The organism is Duganella sp. AC237 (assembly GCF_979254035.1).
In genome coordinates this window covers 5,732,256-5,747,997 of record NZ_CEEDEW010000003.1, presented here as the reverse complement: position 1 = coordinate 5,747,997, position 15,742 = coordinate 5,732,256, and the positions used below count along the sequence as shown (strand labels likewise).

Annotated in this window: 12 protein-coding genes; 9 read left to right on the top strand and 3 right to left on the bottom strand. The window is 64.8% G+C overall.

Going from position 1 to position 15,742, the window contains the following annotated elements; genetic code table 11:
- Positions 1-113: 113 nt before the first annotated feature.
- The 6 genes from AC0IYS_RS25445 to AC0IYS_RS25420 all read left to right on the top strand — a co-directional run bounded on the left by AC0IYS_RS25445 (position 114) and on the right by AC0IYS_RS25420 (position 6,976).
- Complete coding sequence (locus tag AC0IYS_RS25445; RefSeq protein WP_471707780.1) at positions 114-1,820, top strand: glycosyl hydrolase family 18 protein; 1,707 nt, start codon at positions 114-116, stop codon at positions 1,818-1,820.
- Between the two features lie 3 nt (positions 1,821-1,823).
- Complete coding sequence (locus AC0IYS_RS25440; RefSeq protein ID WP_471707779.1) at positions 1,824-2,840, top strand: cupin-like domain-containing protein; 1,017 nt, start codon at positions 1,824-1,826, stop codon at positions 2,838-2,840.
- A gap of 59 nt (positions 2,841-2,899) precedes the next feature.
- Positions 2,900-3,649: a YoaK family protein gene (locus AC0IYS_RS25435; RefSeq protein ID WP_471707778.1), complete on the top strand. Its 750-nt coding sequence runs from the start codon at positions 2,900-2,902 to the stop codon at positions 3,647-3,649.
- A gap of 7 nt (positions 3,650-3,656) precedes the next feature.
- Positions 3,657-4,142, top strand: a complete 486-nt coding sequence (locus AC0IYS_RS25430; RefSeq protein WP_471707777.1) for an arsinothricin resistance N-acetyltransferase ArsN1 family B — start codon at positions 3,657-3,659, stop codon at positions 4,140-4,142.
- A 128-nt stretch (positions 4,143-4,270) separates the two neighbouring features.
- Positions 4,271-6,511, top strand: coding sequence for an ATP-binding protein (locus AC0IYS_RS25425; protein WP_471707776.1), 2,241 nt, complete (start codon positions 4,271-4,273; stop codon positions 6,509-6,511).
- 9 nt (positions 6,512-6,520) lie between these two features.
- Complete coding sequence (locus AC0IYS_RS25420) at positions 6,521-6,976, top strand: response regulator (RefSeq protein ID WP_209724445.1); 456 nt, start codon at positions 6,521-6,523, stop codon at positions 6,974-6,976.
- On the opposite strand, the gene AC0IYS_RS25415 is transcribed toward AC0IYS_RS25420, so the two are convergent.
- Complete coding sequence (locus AC0IYS_RS25415; protein ID WP_471707775.1) at positions 6,977-8,596, bottom strand: response regulator; 1,620 nt, start codon at positions 8,594-8,596, stop codon at positions 6,977-6,979. It abuts the gene before it with no gap.
- Positions 8,597-8,725: 129 nt separating this feature from the next.
- Between AC0IYS_RS25415 and AC0IYS_RS25410 the strand changes: the two genes are divergently transcribed.
- Entirely contained in the window at positions 8,726-9,322 is a 597-nt protein-coding gene (locus AC0IYS_RS25410; RefSeq protein ID WP_471707774.1) for a biliverdin-producing heme oxygenase, read from the top strand.
- 7 nt (positions 9,323-9,329) lie between these two features.
- Here AC0IYS_RS25410 and AC0IYS_RS25405 read toward each other — a convergent pair whose 3' ends face one another.
- Together AC0IYS_RS25405 and AC0IYS_RS25400 are read right to left on the bottom strand one after the other, a co-directional pair.
- Positions 9,330-10,475, bottom strand: a complete 1,146-nt coding sequence (locus tag AC0IYS_RS25405; RefSeq protein ID WP_471707773.1) for a branched-chain amino acid ABC transporter substrate-binding protein — start codon at positions 10,473-10,475, stop codon at positions 9,330-9,332.
- A gap of 246 nt (positions 10,476-10,721) precedes the next feature.
- On the bottom strand, positions 10,722-12,563 hold the full coding sequence (locus AC0IYS_RS25400) for a hypothetical protein (protein ID WP_471707772.1): 1,842 nt from the start codon (positions 12,561-12,563) through the stop codon (positions 10,722-10,724).
- A 215-nt stretch (positions 12,564-12,778) separates the two neighbouring features.
- Between AC0IYS_RS25400 and AC0IYS_RS25395 the strand changes: the two genes are divergently transcribed.
- Together AC0IYS_RS25395 and AC0IYS_RS25390 are read left to right on the top strand one after the other, a co-directional pair.
- Entirely contained in the window at positions 12,779-13,186 is a 408-nt protein-coding gene (locus AC0IYS_RS25395; RefSeq protein ID WP_471707771.1) for a hypothetical protein, read from the top strand.
- 75 nt (positions 13,187-13,261) lie between these two features.
- On the top strand, positions 13,262-15,682 hold the full coding sequence (locus tag AC0IYS_RS25390) for a catalase (protein ID WP_471707770.1): 2,421 nt from the start codon (positions 13,262-13,264) through the stop codon (positions 15,680-15,682).
- The last annotated feature ends 60 nt before the right edge of the window (positions 15,683-15,742 follow it).

The window sequence follows — 15,742 nt, the reverse complement described above, 5'->3', positions numbered from 1 at the left end:
GCGCAATTGGTATTAGAGTGGATGCAATTATTAAAACCACTTGACTACCAATTCTTTCGGTTCCATCCTGAAAAAACAAGAAAAGCATAGATCACCCACCCGAAGGAGAGATGATGGAACATGCAGTGAAGGGGAATGCGGCCGTGATGGGCCTGATCGCCGGCATGCTGGCGGCGTGCGGCGGGGGGAGCGACACCCCCGCTTCCGATACATCGAACAAGTTGCTGGCGGCGGTTCAAACCGCTGCGGCGGCCGCCGATAGTTGTCCGGCCTGGTCGTCCACGGCGATCTACACGGTCGATATGTGCGTGACCTACAACGGCGCCGTCTACAAGGCCAAGTGGTGGACGCAGAATAACGTCCCAGGCACGGAGCAGTGGGGACCTTGGGCTTTGCAAACCACCACGCCGACACCGACGCCCACTCCAACGCCGACGCCCACCCCTACACCCACTCCAACACCAACCCCGACGCCCACCCCAACGCCTACTCCAACACCGACTCCAACGCCCACGCCAGTCCCTGGCGGCCGTGAAATCGGCTCCTACTTCGCGCAATGGGGCGTCTACGGCCGCAGTTACGAAGTGGCCGACATCCACACCACCAAAACGCCGGTCAACGGTGTGCAGACCAGCGTCGCCGACCAGCTCACGTTCATCAACTACGCCTTCGCCAATACCTATGCCAAGAACGGCGGCTATGAATGCGACATGGTGACCAAGGCCGAAACCGGCGGATCGAATCCCGGTTCGCCGGACGCCGGCACCGGCGGCGATGCCTACGCCGATTATCAGCGCTCGCCGGCGCGCACCGTCAACGGTCAGGCCGTGCCGTGGGATGCGCCGTTGAGCGGCAACTTCCTGCAACTGAAGCTGCTCAAGGCCGCGCACCCGAACCTGAAGATCTTCATTTCGCTGGGCGGCTGGAGCTGGTCGAAGAACTTCTCGGCGGCCGCCAAGACCGACGCGCTGCGCAAGCAGCTGGCCAAGTCCTGCGTGAAGATGTTCATCGCCGGCGACCTGCCGGTCCAGGATGGACGCGGCGGCGCGGGCGCGGCCAAGGGTGTCTTCGATGGTATCGACATCGACTGGGAATACCCGGGCGGTGGCGGCCAGACCTACAACACCGTCGACACGGTCAACGACAAGCGCAACTTCACCTTGCTGATGGCCGAATTCCGCGCGCAGCTCGACGCGCAGGGCGCCATCGACGGCAAGCGCTATGCGCTGACCGCGGCCATCGGCGCGGGCGGCGAGAAGATCGCCCAGACCGAACCGGCGCTGTACGGCCAGTACATGGACTGGGTCAACCTGATGACCTATGACTTCCACGGCGGATGGGAATCGACCACCAACTTCCACGCGCCGCTGTACCACGATCCGGCCGATCCATCGACCGGCAATCTGGCCAAGTACAACAGCCACGATTCGATCACCGCGCTGGTGGCGGCAGGCATGCCGCGCAATAAGATCCTGCTCGGCGTGCCGTTCTATGGACGCGGATGGAAAGGCGTGGCGGCTGGACCGAACGGCAACGGCCTGTATCAAAGCACCGGCGGCGCGGCGGCCGGCGCCTACGAGGCGGGGATCGACGACTACAAGGTGTTGATTAACAAAACCGGGTCGCGCTGGTATCATCCGGTGACGAAGCAGCTGTACCTCTACACCGGCAGCGGTGAGTGGTGGAGCTACGACGACCCCACCGTAATCGCGACCAAGATGCAGTACGTGCGCGATCAAAACCTGCGCGGCGCCTTCTCTTGGGAGTTGGACGGCGACGCCAACGGCGCCCTCACCAACGCCGTCTGGATAGGAAGATAAGCGATGACGCGTCATGCCGCCGTTACACCCGTAGCTGTCAACGACGCATGGCGCACCTGGATCGCCGAGAACCTGATGCTGGGCGGCCGGCCGGAAGGCCTGGTCGGCATTCTGATCCAGTCCGGCGTCAGCGAGCAGGAGGCGCTGGCGGAGGTCGACGCCGCGCTGCGCAGCCCTTACCTCAAGGGTGCGTCGCGCTTGCACAACCGGCTGGCGAAGCGCGACTGGGTGCTGGGCATCCAGTCGCGATTGAACCGTCTGGCGCCGACCGGGGTGCCGCGCCGCGCGCGCCTGTCCGGCGATGCCTTCCTCGAAGAGCACTACCGCAGCAACCGGCCGGTGATCATCACCGGCATGCTGGACGACTGCGTCGCCCGCACCAAATGGACGTTCGATTATTTGAGCGGGCATCTGGGCGAGCGCGAGGTGGAGGTGCAGTTCGGCCGCGATGCCGATCCGAATTACGAATTGAACAGCCAGGCGCACAAGCGCCGCATGCTTTTTGGCGAATACGTGGAACTGGTGCGCGCCAGCGGGCGCACCAACGATTTCTACATGACCGCCAATAACGACGAGAGAAACCGCGAGGCGCTGCGGGAGCTGATGGCCGACCTGCCGCCGCTGGCCGAGTATCTGAACGACGAGCGGCGCGGCTTTTTCTGGTTCGGGCCGGCCGGCACGCTCACGCCGTTTCACCACGACCTGACCAACAATTTCATGATCCAGATCGCTGGCCGCAAGCGCGTGCGCTTGATCGCGCCGTGCGACATTCCCCATCTGTATAACCAGCGGCACTGCTTTACGCCGGTCGACGGGCGCGCCATCGATCTGCAGCGCTTCCCCATGATGGCGAACGTTCCGGTGACCGACTGCGTACTGGCGCCGGGAGAGATCCTGTTCCTGCCGGTGGGCTGGTGGCATTTCGTCGAGGCGCTCGATGTCACCATCACCATCTCCACCACCCATTTCAAGTGGGACAACGACTTCTATTCGGGTTACCCCGCCAACCACGACTTCTGATCCAGGTGTCCGGATCGATTACAATCGTCTTGCCGACTGTAGACGCAAGCGAGGCCGCCATGCCCATGCACTACCTGCGGGCCTTGACCGGGCCGCACCGCACCGATATCAGCAACCGCCGCCTTGGCCGCGCGCTGGCCTTCGTGGCCGGCGCGGTCAACGCCGGCGGTTTTTTCGCGGTCGGACAATACACCTCCCACATGTCGGGCATCGTCTCTGCGCTGGCCGACAACGCCGCGCTGGGCGACATGGCGCTGCTGCTGGCGGGGACGATTTCGCTGGTTGCCTTCTTCCTGGGCGCGGCCACCTCCGCGATCCTGATCAACTGGGGCCGCCGCCGCGGCGCGCATAGCCGCTACGCGCTGCCGCTGATGCTGGAGGCGGCGCTGCTGATGGTTTTTGGCCTGATGGGTAGCGGGCTGGCGGAGCATGGCCATATCACCGCGATCGTCGCTCTGCTTTGTTTTGTGATGGGACTTCAGAACGCCATCGTCACCAAGGTCTCGCGCGCCGAGATCCGCACCACCCACGTCACCGGGCTGGTGACCGATATCGGCATCGAATTGGGCAAGCTGTTTTACTGGAACGTGGGGCAGGCAAGCGGAGATGGCGCGACGCGGGACAAGGTCGTGGCGGACCGCAATCGGTTATCCTTGCTATGTTCCTTGCTGGGCGCTTTCCTGCTCGGTGGCCTACTGGGCGCGTTCGGTTTCAGATTCTTGGGGTTCATCGCCACCGTCCCGCTGGCGCTGGTGGTGCTGTCGCTCGCCATCATTCCTGTTTTCGATGACTTTTACAACACGTATTGATATACCGATGATCAGACCCGCCACACCGGACGATGCCAGCGCCATCGTCGAAATCTACAACCACTACGTCGCCACCACGGTGATCAGTTTTGAAGAGCGCCCCGTCACGCCGGACGAAATGGCCGGCCGCATCCGCGACGTGATGGCAACCTTGCCCTGGCTGGTGTACGAATCCGAGGGCACCGTGCTCGGTTATGCGTATGCGACCAAATGGCGCGTGCGCAGCGCTTACCGCTATTCGGCGGAGACCAGCGTGTACGTCGCGCCGGGGCAGGGCGGCAAGGGCATCGGCTCGGCGCTGTACACAACCCTGCTGGAGGAACTGCGCGCGCGCGAAATCCACATGGCCATCGGTGGCATCGCGCAGCCCAATCCGGCCAGCGTGGCCTTGCACGAGCGCCTCGGTTTTGAAAAAGTCGCCCATTTCAAACAGGTGGGCCGCAAGTTCGACCGCTGGATCGATATGGGCTACTGGGAGCTGCAACTCGGTTGACGGGTCTTGGGCTTCGCCCTTAGAGTTGACTGCGCCGTTGACCCGTTATTGGGGCGCATCGTGCGTCGGGGCCGCCGAAAAGTTGATATGATGTGGCTTTGTTAACACCGGGTTCGCCCGCAGCCATCATGCCACAGGCCAGCATCGACACCGAATTAGCGACATGTGACAGCGAGCCTATACGCACGCCCGGCAGCATTCAGCCGCATGGCTTTTTGCTGGCGCTCTCGCCCCAGCTCGAGGTGCTGCAGGTCAGCGACAATCTCGCCGATTTCACCGGCATCGCGCCCGAAAAGGCGCTCGGCCGCCCACTCACGGACGTCATCGGCGCCCGCAGCGCGCAGGCGCTCGAGCACAGCCTGCGCGGCGGCCAGTTGCGCGAGCGTCCCGCCTATATCGCCACCGTCGGCATGGAAGGCGAACCGTTCGACGTGCTGGCCCACGCCTACGACAACTTGCTGGTGCTCGAATTCGAGCGCGCGCGCGGCACCATCGACGCCGGCATCCAGCAGCTCTATCCATTGGTGGGCGATTTCCTCAACAAGATCACCGACGCCGACACCATCGTCGAATTGTGCCAGCTGGCCGCCACCGAGATCCGCGCGCTGACCGGTTTTGGACGGGTGCTGGTCTACAGCTTCGACGAGGAAGGCCACGGCAACGTGCTGGCAGAATGTATCGGCGAAGGCTACGACGGCTACGTCGGCCAGCGTTTCCCCGCCAGCGACATTCCGCGCCAGGCGCGCGAGCTGTATCTCGCCAACCGCATCCGCCTGATCCAGGACGCCGACTACCAGCCCTCCCGGCTGGTGCCCGCCGAAAATCCGCTGACCGGCAAACCCAACGACCTCTCGTTCGCGTCGCTGCGCAGCGTTTCGCCGATCCACCTGCAATACATGCGCAACATGGGCACGATGGCGTCGATGTCGGTGTCGCTGATCGTCAAGGACAAGCTGTGGGGGCTGATTTCCTGCCACCATTCGGAGGCGCGCCACCTCAGTTTCCACCAGCGCAGCGTGTGCGAGCAGTTGGGACAAATCCTGGCGCTGCGCATCCGCAACCGCGCCGATGCCGACCAGCTGCAGTTCCGGCTGGAGGTGCGGCGCGTGATGGTCAACCTGCTGGGCGGGCTGACGCAGGGCGCGGACTTCATCGAAAACCTGCGCAGCGTGCTGCCCGAGCTGCTGCGCTTCGCGCGTGCCGGCGGCGTCGCCATCGTGGTCGACGACCGGTTGATCAGCTACGGCCACACGCCGGACGACGACCAGATCCGCGGCCTGGTGGCCTGGCTCAGCGCCAACGTCCACGAAGACCTGTTCCACAGCGACCGCCTCGGCACCGTCTATCCGCCGGCGGCCGCCTACACCGCCTCCGCCAGCGGTTTGATGGCGATGCAGATCTCGCGCATCCACCAGCACTACCTGCTGTGGTTCCGTCCCGAGGTGGTGTACTCGATCGACTGGGCCGGCCGCCCGGAAAAAATGGAGAAGTCCCCCGGCATGCTGTCGCCGCGCACCAGTTTCGCCAGCTGGCGCGAGGCGGTGCACGGCACTTCCGCGCCGTGGCACGAGGGTGAACTGGAGCTGGCGCTGGAATTCCGCACCGCGCTGCTGGGTATCGCGCTCGAACGCGCCGAGCAGATGGCCGACCTGGCCGAGGAACTGGGCCGGGCCAACAAGGAGCTGGAGGCGTTTTCGTATTCGGTGTCGCACGACCTGCGCGCGCCGCTGCGCCACATCGTCGGTTTCTCCGACTTGCTGATGGAGACCGCCGGCAGCGACAATCCGGAACGGCGCCAGCGCTTCCTGGTCAACATCAAGGAATCGGCGCGGCTGGCGGGCAAGCTGGTGGACGATTTGCTCAGTTTTTCGCAGATGGGCCGCGCCGCCTTGCGGCCGGTGCGCGTGCGCATGGACGATCTGGTACGCGGCTGCATCGACAAACTGGCTCCGGATACGCCCGCGCGGCGCATCGATTGGCAGGTGTCGCCACTGCCGGTCATCGTCGCCGATCCGTCGTTCCTGCAGCTGGCGTTGTACAATCTACTTTCCAACGCCGTCAAGTTCACCGCGCAGAGCGATCCGGCCGTCATACGCATCACCAGCGAGCAGCTACCCGGGGAGACCGTGTTTCACGTCGCCGACAATGGCGTCGGCTTCAACATGGATTACGCGCACAAGCTGTTTGGTGTTTTCCAGCGGCTGCACCGCATGGAGGACTTCCAGGGTACGGGCATCGGCCTGGCGAATGTACGGCGTATCGTGGAGCGCCATGGGGGCCGCGTTTGGGCGCGGTCGGCGCCGGGAGAAGGAGCGACGTTCTCCTTCGCCATACCGACCAATACCAATACAAATACCGATAAAGTTTGAGGCACGCCTATGTTAAAGCCTATCCTGCTGGTTGAAGACAACCCTCATGATCTGGAGCTGACGCTGATTGCGCTGGAACGCAGCCAATTGGCCAATGAAGTGATCGTCGTGCGCGATGGCGCCGACGCGCTCGATTATCTGCACGCGCGCGGCACTTTCGCCAACCGCGAGCAGGGCAACCCCGCCGTGGTGCTGCTGGATCTGAAACTGCCGAAGGTCGACGGCCTGGAAGTGCTGGCCGAGATCCGTGGCAGCGCCACCCTTAAAAGCATCCCGGTGGTGATGTTGACGTCGTCCCGCGAGGAGCAGGACCTGATCCGCAGCTATGAGCTGGGCGTGAACGCCTACGTGGTCAAGCCGGTCGATTTCCAGGAATTTGTGCGGGCCATCGCCGACCTGGGGATTTTCTGGGCGGTGCTCAACGAGCCGCCGCCGGGATCGCACCGCTACGTCAAGCCGCAGTAGCTAGGCCGCGGTAGTCGCCACGCGCTTGCGCAGCAGGTGGCGGATGCGCGAGCTGAGGGTTTCGACGGTATAGGGTTTTTGCAGCAGATTGACCCCCGGCGGCAGTTTGCCATCGTGCGACAGCACCCCTTCCGCATAGCCCGACGTGAACAGGATCTGCGTGGTCGGCAGCTTCTCGCGCACCAGTTCACTCAATTCCAGGCTGCTCACGCGGCCAGGCATCATCACGTCCGTGAACAGCAGGTCGATATGGACGCCGCCGTTGATCAGGTGCGTGGCCTGTTCGGCGTCGGCGCTGCTCAACACCTTGTAGCCCAGCGTCGACAGCATGTCGACGGTGGCGGCGCGCACCGCCTCCTCGTCTTCCACCACCAGGATCGTTTCCACGCCGCCGGTCAACGCCGGCAATGAGGCGATGTGCCCCGGTTCCGCCTGCGCCTCGCTGCGGCGCAGGTAGATCTGCACGCAGGTACCGGCGCCCAGCGTGCTTTGCAGGCAGATCTCGCCACCCGACTGTTTGACGAAACCGTAGGCCATGCTCAGTCCCAGTCCCGTGCCCTGGCCGGTCGGCTTGGTGGTGAAGAACGGTTCGAACGCCCGTTGCATGACTTCCGACGACATGCCGGAGCCGGTGTCGGCGATTTCGATCAACACGTAGTCGCCCTGGCCGTCGCCGATCTTGGATAGCTGTTCCGAGCCGGAAGGCAGGTTGCGGGCGCGGATGGTCAAGGTGCCGTCGCCGCCCATGGCGTCGCGCGCGTTGATGGCCAGGTTCAGGATCACATTATTGAGCTGGCCGACATCGACGTCGGTGTTCCACAAGCGCGTCGCGATATCGGCGATGACCACCGCGCGCGGACCGAGCACGCGGCGCAGCATGTCGTCCATATCGGCCAGCACCGGCGTCAGGTCGACCACCGCGCTTTGCAGCGGCTGGCGGCGCGCGAATGCGAGCAGGTGCGCGGCCAGCCGCGCGCCGCGCTCGACGCCATTGAGCGCGTTCTCGATGCGCGCCATGCCTTGCGGGTTGACGTCGCCGACCATCTGCAGCAGATGCAGGTTGCCGCTGATGATTTGCAGGACGTTGTTGAAATCGTGGGCGACGCCGCCGGTCAGCTGGCCGATCGCTTCCATTTTCTGCGCCTGGTGCAGGGCGGCCTGGCTGACCCGCAGTTCCTCTTCGCGCTGGCGCAATTCCAGGAAGGCGGCATCGCGCTGCTGGCGCGCCTGGTAGGCGGCGCAGTGGTAGCGGATGCGCGCCTCCAGCTCGCGCGCCTCCGGCCACTTGACCAGATAGTCGTTGGCGCCGAGCGCGAAGGCCTGCGCCTTGATATCGGCGTCGTCCTCGGACGACAGCAGGATCACCGGCAGATGCTCGGTGTGCGGATCGGCGCGCAGCATGCGGATCACATCGAAGCCGTCGGCGCCGGGCATGCGCAGGTCGACCAGCAGCACGTTGGCATCGACTTCCTTGCACAACTGGACCGCCAGTTCGGCGCGATTGTCATAGCGCAGCGTGATGCCTTGTTGGCGCGCCATGTGATAGCCGATCAGGTCTTCGGCCATCGCCTCGTCGTCGATGAGCAGGACGGAGCAGTTCTGGGATTGGTTTTGGTTCATAGGCAGTATGCTGATAGTAATTAAATTTTACCTTAGCTCCATTTTTCCAGAAGTTGCGCGCGTCTACTGTGCGCGCGCTAGCATTTCACTGTGTAAAATCTTGTCATCGATAAGAAAGTGGGAAATATCTTGGAAGAAATTTCCGTCAGGGAACGCGATGTGCTCGCCGCCTTGCGGCAGGCCACCGCGCAGCGGCACGCCGAGCTTGACGCCAACACGCCTTTGGCGGCGGGCGACGTCGATCTGCGCGCTTACCACGATCATTTGCGGCTGCTGGAGCAGTGGTTGGCGCCGATCCAGGAGTGGATGGAACGCTTCGACGAGGGGCCGAAGCTGCCGCCTTATCTGGATGCGATCAGGAAGGATCTGGCGCATGCTGCATTCGCTGGGATGCCGGCGGCGCCGCACAGCGGGGCTGCGGTGGCCTGGCCCGCCCAGAGCGGGGCGGCGTGGCGCTGGGGCGCGTGCTATGTGATCGAAGGCTCGCAGTTGGGCGGGGCGGTGCTGTATAAAAGGCTGGCGGAGCGGCTGGCGCCGCATCCGCTCAACTATCTGCGCGGCGCCGGTTCGCCAGGTCCGCACTGGCAGCAGTTCGTCGCGGCGCTGCGCGAACAGGTGGTGGACGCGCGGGAAATCGCCGACGCCTGCGACGGCGCCCGGCGGGCTTTCGACAGCCTGATCGCGCTGAACCGCGCGCGATCGGCCACAGGTTCGATATCGAATTAAAAGCGGGTCAATAGCTGGTCAACGGCACCGGCTGACCAGCTTTGAAGGTGAAGATCGTCACCGGCGATTGCTTCATGTCGCCACGCTCGTCAAACGCATAGGTGCCGGCGATGCCCTTGTACGAACCGGCGCCGATGACCGCCGACACTTTCTGCGGATCGATCGAATTCGCCTTCTGCATCGCCTGCGCGTACATCATGGTCGCATCGTAGTACGACGCCGCATAGACGTCGGCGTCCTGCTTGTAGCGCGCCTTGTACCTGGCCTTGAAGGCCGGACCGCTGGAGGCCTTGTCCAGGATCGCGCCACCTTGCGAGCACAGGACGTTGTCGGCCACCGCGTCGCCACCCAGCTTGCCCATCTCGCTGGTGCAGATGGTGTCGCCGCCGAGCAGTTTGGCGGTGATGCCCAGCTGCTTCATCTGGCGCACCATCGGCGCCGCCTGCGGCGCGTAGCCGCCGAAGAAGATCGCTTCGACCTTCTTGTTTTTCAGCTTGGTCAGGATGGCGTTGAAGTCGAACGCCTTGTCGGTGGTGAACTCGTGTCCGGCCACGGTCATGCCGGAGGCTTTCGCCTGCTTCTTGAATTCTTCCGCCACGCCCTGGCCGAAGGCGGTGCGGTCGTCGATCACGGCGACGTTTTTGAACTTGAGTTCATTGGCCGCGTACAGCGCCATCTTGGAGCCGAGCTGGGAGTCGCTGGCGTTGACGCGGAACAGGCCCTTGTAGCCTTGCAGCGTGATCTTCGGATTGGTGGCGATGGTGGCGACCAGCACGCCGGCATCGTTATAGGCGCGCGAGGCGGGGATCGCGACGCCGGAGTTGTAGGGGCCGACCACGTATTTGACGCCGTTGTCGATCAGCTTTTGCGCGGCGGCGACGCCGGCTTTCGGGTCGCCCTGGTCGTCCTCCGACAGCAGTTCGAATTTGAGCTTCTTGCCGGCCACGGTGATCGGCTTGGCGTTGAGCTCCTCCACCGCCAGGCGGGCGCCGTTCTCGTTGTCCTTGCCGGAAAACGCCTGGGCGCCGGACAGCGGGCCGCTATGGCCGATCTTGACCACGGTGTCCTGGGCGTAGGCGCCGGTGGCGGCCAGTAGCGCCGTGGCGGCGGCGATGTGCTTCACGCTGTGCTTCACGCTGTGCTTCAAAGTCATGCGAACTCCCGATGTCGATGGTTATGAAATGCAATCCGTGATTATCGCTAAAAACGAATCGTATTATCGTGTGACTTTGGCACGGGATCGGGAATTATTTGACACGATCGGCCTTTAAATGCCGGGCGATCGAAATTTAATTCGGTAGGCGGGAGGTGGTCAAATGTGGCGGTGGCGTGATGGCGCGCCGTTGACGCGCCATCCTTGTGCCGATTTCCGCATGCAGCGGGCTGCATGCCGCAGGCGTTACTGGCCAGGGCCGATGCCGCGGGCACGGGCCGTCGCGCTGACGGCCGAAACGCGCGGAACCGCGCTGACGGCCGATTGCGTGGCGCGCGCATTGGCGCCCAGCAGCGCCGGGTCGGTGATGTTGTATGCGGCGATGGCCGCCGCCAGTGCCGGATTGCCCTGCAGCGGATTGGTTTGCACCGTGGACGCCTGCACGGCGGCCAATTGGGCGGCGCGGGCCTGTTGCTGTGCATCGGCCGCCGCCGCGTTGGCGGCTGCCAGATTGCTGGCGGTGGTTTGTGCGGCTGCGGCCTGCTGGGCGGCGATCGCGCCGGCGGCGTTGGCCGCTTCCGGCGACGTTGCCGCAGCCAGCGCGGCGCGTGCCTGCGCCGCCAGGGCGCTGGCTTCGGCGCTCTGCGCCGCCAAGGCGTCGGCGGCGCTTTGCGCAGCCTGCGCCTGCGCCAGTGCCGACGCGGCGGCGGCGTTGGCTGCCGCCAGATTGGTCGCCGCGTTTTGCGCCGCGACAGCCTGCTGCTCAGCGGTCGCGTTGGTGGAATTGGCGGCGGCTGCGGCGGCCGCCGCGTTCTGCGCGGCGTTGGCCTGCGCCGCCGCCTGCGTGCTGGCGGCGCTTGCCGCGCTCAATCCGGATGCGGCCTGCTGCCGCGCCGCCTGTGCGGCAGCCGTGGCCTGCGCGGCGTCGGACGCCGCCTGCGCCGCGCTGCGCTCCGTATTGGCATTGGCCGCTGCCTGGTTCTCTTGCGCCGTATCGGCCGCGGTGGCCTGGTTTCGCTCCGCCTGATCGGCAGCTTGCAGCGACTGCGCGGTTTGGCTTTGCTGGGATGGCAGCGCGTCGATGTTGGCTTCCTGCGTGTCGGCTGCCTGCGCGGTGGCCTGCCGCGCGATCGCTTCCCGCGCCTCGGCGTTCTGCGCGGCGATGACTTCGGCGGTGGAGGCCTGCAGCGGATTGACGATCGGCGAATCCGGCGCCGTCGCCCGTGGCGCGAGCGGCTGCTCCAACTCCGCGCGCTGCGCCGCCAGCCGGTCGGCGGCGGTGTCGGGCAACGGAATCTGCCTGAGCAGATCGAGTTCGGCGCGCGCCAGGTCCAGTCGCGCGTTGGCAACGAGATCTTCCGGCGTCAACGCATTTTGCTGCGCGCTGGCCAGCGCGGGCAGGGCGCCGCTGCCCGCGGCGCTCAACTGCTCCGCAAAGCGCGTCGCCAGCTCGCTGAAGGTGTCGAGCGTGTTTTGCAGCGTATTGGTGGTCGACTGGTTGTCGGTGTTGAAGGAGGCGCGCAGGATCTCGTTGTCGAGCGACAGGCCGGCCGCGGCGTCCGACAACAGCGGCGGCTGCAAGGTGACGCCGATCCGGGACAGGCTCTGCGCCAGGCTTTGGGCGGCGCTCTGCGGTTGATTCGGCTGGTTGGCCTGGTTTAGTTGCTGTGACGCCTGCGCACCGAAAGTCTGCCGGTTCAAACTGTCCACCAGATTGTTGAGCAGGGACGGCCCTGGCGGCTGGGCTTGGTTGAAATCCACGCTCGGCAATAAGTTGAAGGCGTTCACTACATTTTGCGTGGCGTCATTTAATGTCGCGGCGCGGGCTGCGGCCTCTTGCGGATCGGCGCCGTTGGCGACCGCCGTCTGCAACTGGGCGATTTGCTCGCGGGACTGCGATACCGTCAGCAAGAAGTTGGCCACCGGCGACAAATCCACCTGGACCGATGCTTGCGCTGGGGCATCAAGTGCGGAACCGACCGGGGCGATCGTCGAGGAGTTGACAGCGTCGACTGACGCGGCAGGCGACACCAGCGGAAAGTTCGCCGGATTCGGCCCGCTCAGCGTGGTGGATGAGATGGGAAACATAGCGCTCTCCTCGAATCGGTTTGACGGTATTTTATCCGAGCATCCGCCTTATCGGCGGGCCCGTCAGTGTGGCAACTCACTTAGCGGCGCATCAACCGATAACTTCGCCCGAGGTCGTCTTTTTGTTAGATTGCGCACGGTAGCGTTTGACCAACAAGCCTATCTTGGTTCCTGCAGTGTTGAATACAAACGACCAACAACCGAGAGGAACCATCATGGAAAACAGCATCGATACTAAAATCAACGGTACCACTGGTAATAACACCGGCAACAACGCCGGCAACAGCACCCGCGACGGCGTGACCCAAATTGGCAAGGACCTGCGCGCCGACGCGCACGCCGCCATCGACCGTGTCGCCGACAAGGTTCCACCAACCGCCGACCGTCTGGCCACCCGCGCCCACAACGGCGTGGACAAAGTCGCTGACGGCGTCGAAAGCGTTTCCGGCACCGTGGACAGCGTCTCCGAGCGTCTGGCCGTCCGCAGCAAGCAAGTCACCGAAAGCTACAAGAAGCTGGCCGAATCGGGCCGCAGCCATGTGCGCTCCAGCCCAGCGATCTCGGTGCTGATCGCCGCCGCCGCGGGCTACGGCATCTCCAAGCTGCTTAACTCGCGCAAGTAATCCAGGCTGCCCGACCGGTATCGCTGCTGGTGCGACCGGCGGCCCGTGCGGGCGCCGATCACCAAGGGAAACCCAATGGCAACTAGCAAAAAGACGCCGGCCTCCGTAATGGGGGCTGGCTCCGTATTGAGCACCGTCGCAGGACCATCAACCTCTACGCCCCCGACCAGTTTGGGCGGCGTGCCCCAGGAAGCCGCCTTGCTGGCCAAAGTGGGCGGTACCCAGGCGGTCGCCGAGGGCATGCCCTTCAACGTCAATAAGCCGGGCGAACATGGCGACGCATCGCGCACGCCGCAGCCCGGCCAGACCGTCGCACCACCGCATCCCATCGCCGGCGCCAGCACCACGGGCGAAACCACCGCTTCGCCCAAAGTCGGCAGCGGCGTGCCGCCACACAGCGTCAACGCCACCATCGAGCCGCTGGACCGCGTGCGTGTCGATTCCGCCGACCAGCGCCTGACCACCAACCAGGGCGTGCCGGTCGCCGACAACCAGAATTCGCTCAAAGTCGGCCTGCGCGGCCCGACCGCGATGGAAGACTTCATCCTGCGCGAAAAAATCACCCACTTCGACCATGAGCGCATCCCCGAGCGCGTGGTGCACGCGCGCGGTTCGGCCGCCCACGGCTACTTCGAAAGCTATGGCGATTTGAGCGCCGTCACGCGCGCCGCGCCGTTCGCCGCCGCAGGCAAACGCACGCCGGTGTTCGTGCGCTTCTCCACCGTCGCCGGCGAGCGCGGTTCGGCCGACACCGTGCGCGATGTGCGCGGTTTCGCCGTCAAGTTCTACACCGACGAAGGCAACTGGGATTTGGTCGGCAATAACATGCCGGTCTTCTTCATCCAGGATGCGATGAAATTCCCGGACCTGGTCCACGCCGTCAAGCCCGAGCCGCATTTTGCGATGCCGCAGGCGTCCAGCGCGCACGACACCTTCTGGGATTTCGTCACCTTGATGCCGGAATCGACCCACATGCTGCTGTGGCAGATGTCGGACCGCGCCATCCCGCGCAGCTACCGCACCATGCAGGGCTTCGGCGTGCACACCTTCCGCCTGGTGAATGCCGATGGCGTATCGGTGTTCTGCAAATTCCACTGGAATCCGGTGCCGGGCACGCACTCGCTGGTATGGGACGAAGCGGCCAAGATCATCGGTGCCGATCCCGATTACCACCGCCGCGACCTGTGGGAAGCAATTGAAGCCGGCGCCTATCCTGAATGGGAACTGGGCCTGCAGATCTTCACCGAGGAACAGGCGGAGCAATTCCCGTTCGACGTGCTCGATTCGACCAAGATCGTGCCGGAGGAACTGGTGCCGGTGCAGATCGTCGGCAAGATGGTGTTGAACCGCAATCCGGACAACTTCTTCGCCGAGACCGAGCAGGTGGCGTTCTGCACCGCGCACATTGTGCCGGGCATCGACTTCACCAACGACCCGCTGCTGCAAGGCCGTATCCACTCGTATCTGGACACGCAGATCAGCCGTCTCGGTGGCGTGAACTTCCACGAGATTCCGATCAACACGCCGGTGGCGCAGGTGCACAACAACCAGCGCGACGGCATGCATCGGCAGGCGATCGCGCGCGGACGCGTGGCCTACGAACCGAACTCGCTTGCCGGCGGCAATCCGTTCCAGGCCGGCATGGCCGGCTTCCAGACCGCCTTCAGCAGCGTGAAGCAGGCGCCGGAGGACAAGGTGCGCGGCAAGCCGGAACTGTTCGCCGACCACTACTCGCAGGCGCGCCTGTTCTGGATCAGCCAGACGCCGTCGGAGCAAACCCACATCGTCAACGCCTTCAGCTTCGAGCTGGGTCGCGTGCAGACGCCTGCGATTCGCGTGCGCCTGCTGTCGATGCTGGCCAACGTCGATCCGGTGCTGGCCGAAGGCGTGGCGCAGGGCCTGGGCCTGGAGGTGCCGGCGCCGATGCCGCTGGCGACCACCGCGCCGCAGCCCCACTATGCACCGTCGCCGGCGCTGTCGCTGCTGGCGCGTCCCGGCGCCGTCGGTGTCCAGGCGCGCAAGGTCGCCATCCTGGCGGCGCATGGCGTCGACGCCGCCGGTGTCAAGGCGATCTACGCCGAGTTGCTGGCCGCCGGCGCGGTGCCGCGACTGGTGGCGCCGCACCTGGGCCAACTGGTCGCCGCCGACGGCAGCGCGCTGGATGTGGAAATCACCATCCAGGGCGGCCCGCCGGTGCTGTACGACGCGGTGATCGTGGCCGACGGCGAAGCCAGTGCCAAGATGTTGATGGGCGATGCCGACGCACTCGATTTCGTGCGCCAGCAGTTCCGTCACTGCAAACCGATTCTGGCCGTGGGCGCGGGCGCCGATTTGCTGCGCAAGGCCGGCGTGCCGGAGAAGCTGGAAGACGGTACGGCCGACCCATCGCTGTGGTGTGTGGCGGCTGGCGGCGTGCTGCCGGCGCTGACGGAGTTCAAGGCCGCCCTGGGCGCGCACCGCAACTTCCAGCGCGAGGTTGACGCGGCTGCGTTGTAACCTGCAGTTCGTTTAGGTCGAAGGGGCGCCGGTCGAAAACCGGCGCCCCTTCCTTTTGGC